The organism is Methanobrevibacter sp. (genome assembly GCF_045126245.1).
Lineage (GTDB): Archaea > Methanobacteriota > Methanobacteria > Methanobacteriales > Methanobacteriaceae > Methanocatella.
In genome coordinates, this window is the sequence record NZ_JBGVOG010000011.1 from 1 (window position 1) to 3,969 (window position 3,969).

General features: G+C 37.5%; 4 protein-coding genes. All 4 read right to left on the bottom strand.

The window, feature by feature from the left end; genetic code table 11:
• The coding region (locus ACJMLZ_RS00605; RefSeq protein ID WP_405303382.1) for a glutamate synthase-related protein at positions 1 to 1,146 on the bottom strand (1,146 nt) is incomplete at its 3' end.
• Positions 1,147 to 2,220 carry a Coenzyme F420 hydrogenase/dehydrogenase, beta subunit C-terminal domain gene (locus tag ACJMLZ_RS00610; RefSeq protein WP_405303383.1) on the bottom strand — a complete coding sequence of 358 codons (1,074 nt, stop codon included), beginning with the start codon at positions 2,218 to 2,220 and terminating at the stop codon, positions 1,147 to 1,149.
• Positions 2,221 to 2,232: 12 nt separating this feature from the next.
• On the bottom strand, positions 2,233 to 2,886 hold the full coding sequence (locus ACJMLZ_RS00615) for a tributyrin esterase (RefSeq protein ID WP_405303384.1): 654 nt from the start codon (positions 2,884 to 2,886) through the stop codon (positions 2,233 to 2,235).
• Between the two features lie 12 nt (positions 2,887 to 2,898).
• On the bottom strand, positions 2,899 to 3,816 hold the full coding sequence (locus tag ACJMLZ_RS00620) for a glutamine amidotransferase (RefSeq protein ID WP_405303385.1): 918 nt from the start codon (positions 3,814 to 3,816) through the stop codon (positions 2,899 to 2,901).
• Positions 3,817 to 3,969 lie beyond the last annotated feature (153 nt).

Sequence of the window (3,969 nt, forward strand, 5' to 3'; positions counted from 1 at the left end):
TGACCTTATTCCTCCTGCGGCCACAAGACTTACCTCACTTCTTAAATTGATGTCTTTAAGAGCATCATCGGCTTTTACTATTGCTTCTATTGTAGGAATACCAGCATGTTCTGTAACTACTTCAGGTCCGGCACCGGTTCCTCCTTGCATACCGTCAACTACAATTATGTCAGCGCCGGCCTTTGCTGCAATTTTAACATCCTGTTCCACCCTACCTGCTGCAAATTTTACAATAATAGGTATTTTCCAATCAGTGATTTCCCTCAATTGATCGATTTTCATTCCTAAATCCTCAGGTCCGACAATATCCATATGTCTGGCAGGACTTAATGCTGAAGTCCCTTCAGGAATGTTACGGACTCTAGCCACTTCTGCTGTTACCTTATGGGCAAGCAGGTGTCCTCCCATACCTGATTTTGCACCCTGACCTATTTTTATTTCAACAGCTTCTGCATTGTTTAAATAGCTGGCTGAGACTCCAAAACGACCTGATGCATATTGGGCAATCAGCTTATCGGCGTAATGCCTTTCTTCAGGAAGCATTCCCCCTTCACCTGTGTTGGTTATCGAACCTACTTTACTGCTTCCAATAGCCAGTGCCATTTTTGCCTCCTTACTTAATGCACCGAAAGACATTGCTCCAATCATAATAGGAGTATCAATTTCGATTGGATTTTCTGCAAACCTGTCTCCAAGCACTACGGAAGTTTTACATGTTTCCCTGTATGAATCTATTGGAGGTCTTGACACCTGTGCGGGCAATATGCTTAAATCATCAAATGTTGGGATTTTTCTGGTTAAACCGCAACCACGTACCTTATATGATCCTGTTTGGCTTTTACGTTTAATCTCCACCATTGTTGAATTTGACCATACGCCTCTTCCTTCATCAACAAGAGGCCTGACATATATTGCATGTGTCGGACACATCTCTTCACAGATTTTACATCCTACACAATTTTCCTGATGTATTGGCAGTGGTTCATCATTAATTACTTCATATACATCGTGAGGGCAATTTGAATAACAGCTATAACAGTTTTTACATGAGGATTTTTTAGGATTGTCACATAAATACCAGCAACAGCCTGGCCTATCATTATTCTGCCTACATATCTCTATTTTCCTTTCAACAGTAAATGACATCTAATCCACCCCCTCGCCTACATTTCTTAATGGTTTGAATACCGGACAGACGGAATATTTTGTTCCACCTGATTTGATAACCTCATCAATATCATTTGTTAGCTTTGCATAAGGTTTCCAGGCCAAATAATCCTCTTTATCAACAATAAGCGCATCAGTTACAATATCATTAGTCAATAAATAGTCCAGCAATGTTGTAACTATAGAACCGTCCTGGCCCTGACTATGCTTTAAGGATTTGACAGACACTACTTTTATAAAATCACCGATTGCTTTTGAATTGTCATTTCTCAAATCTTCAGGTATAAAAGTTCTTGGACAAACTGCAAAGCATGCATGACAGTCCTGAGAACATTCCCCTTTCATTATCGGTTTTGTATCATCAATTGTTATCAGATTGTCAGGGCATACGTATTCACATGCTCCGCAGAGCACACATGCCCCAATATCAATGACATTTGACTTTAAATCTAAGAATTGGGATTCTGAGATTTCATTTGCGATTAAATCATCTGATTTATCCCTTTGATACAATACAGGCCTAGCCAAGAATTCTCTTTTTTCTATCTCTTCCAGATTTTTATTTATTTTATTTTCTGCAAGTCTAATTAGCAGATTGAATTGTGATTCAGTAAGCTCCTTAGCTTCAATGAATTTTTGCTCCAATGCCCCATTGACAATTTCCTCACCTTTTTCTGTTCGGACTATCAATGTTGACCATCCTTCATCTGATCCTATTGAACCTATTGAAAAATCAGATGTTTCTGATGTCAATTCAACACATATGTTGCAATTTTTTCTGATTATCCTTTTAGCTATTGATATCGGTATTTTCACAGTTTCTCTGGTTTTCAATGATAAAAATACAAATCCTTTAGTTATTTGGAATTTTTCAATATCCTCCATTTTCAAATCGTACTCTTTCAAGAGATTTTCAAAATATTTATATGAAAAATTTTCCATACAAAACAAGCCCAGTTTAACGTCAATAGGGCTATCGGTATAATGTTGAAGTTTGGAGGCTGCCATAATCTCACATGGTGTTCCAACCATTGCTATTCTATGTTCACTCATCTTATCAGCCCCTTATTGCATATTAACAATTTTTTTGAAATTCACATAATCGCTGTCAGTAAGCTCAAAACCGTATTCGGTTAAAATTTCTTTCAGTTCATTTATATCTTCAGTTGTGGTTTTTTCCATAACAGCATTTTTTCCTAAGCTTTTCACGTCTCCCAGAACAAATATGCTTCCCCTCATAATTGATTCACCAACATCATCGGTTACATCACCGAGAATTATGAGTTTGCCACCCATCATAAGCAATCCGGTCATGTATCCGCTGTTTCCTCCGATTATTACGGTTCCACCTTTCATGATCTCTCCTGTTCTTGAACCAGTACTTCCTTTTACTATTACTGTTCCGCCGTAGATTCCCTGTCCTGCGCCGTCACCTGCAGTACCTTCAATGATCAGTTCCCCTTCGGTCATGTTGTCTCCAGCAAACCATCCAGCATTTCCATTGATATGTATCCTTGGTCCGTTAACCATTGTCCCAACAAAATAACCTGCAGAACCGTTGATTTCTATGTCCACATCCTCAGTCAAACCTGCACAGATATTGTGTTTGGATTCGGGATTTTCAATAATGAGTTTATCATGATATGTAGCTTGTTCTTTTATGGTACGGTTTAATTCTTTTTCAGCCATATCCTTCGCATCAATAACATATTCTTTCATGGATAAACCCCCTTAGATGGTGTATGCCCTTGTTTCGCCAGGGTAAATTTGTTCTATCTTATTGGAATCTGTAACATCATGCAATGCCATCTCTTCTGATGCTATTGCAAAAATCTCATCAGTTTCCACCATTACTCCAGGCCTGAGACCAAGTTTATCCTTTGCAATGCCTATTCCATTAGGTGTTCCCACCAATATTGAAAATGGACCGTCCAAATCAATTACTGCTTGGTCTAAAGCTTCCTCCAGTTTGTATCCCTGGTTGAGTTTATCTGCCATATAGTGAACAATGCACTCAGTATCGTTGAATGATTCGAAAGTGTGGCCTTTTCTTTCTAACGGATCTCTTATTTTCCAGTAATTGGTGATTTGCCCGTTATGGACTACTGTTATATCAGGTATGATATAGCTTTGATATGGGTGTGCATGATAACGGTCTACACCACTTTCAGTTGCAAAACGGGTATGTCCTATTCCATGTGTTCCCATTCTGCTTTGAACATCGAATCTTTCTGCAATGTCCTTTACTTTTCCGACATCCTTTATCATTTCAAAGGAATGTGAACCGTTGATAACCCGTACGTTTTCCAATTCATCTATTTCACGTATATATGGTTTTAAAAGAGAAAAGTCATCCAATGCTATTTTACATTTATATACGTCTGAGTCTCCTACAGACTCGATTAGTTGCTCTTCAAATATTGGACTTATTTGAGTCAATAATGATTTTAAATTATCCAATGCTCCCCTTTTTCTTTTTACTTCAATGTTTAACTGATAATAATTTTCAGGAAAATCCAAACTGCCGTATATTGCATAACCTGCTGAGTCCGGACCTCTGTGCTGTAGGGATTCCAACATTGATGTTAAGGATTTGCCTACAGGGTGAGGTTTTTTATCCTTATATATTACGCCTGCTATTCCACACATTTTTTCTAACCTCAATCTACATATGCCTTATATAAAAAATATTCAAAAATTACATTATGCCTTTTAAAAATAATAATCACAAAATCTTGATTCTAAAATTACAATATGCCTTAAAATTAATAATTCTAAAATTTCAAACCGTTTACAAAATAT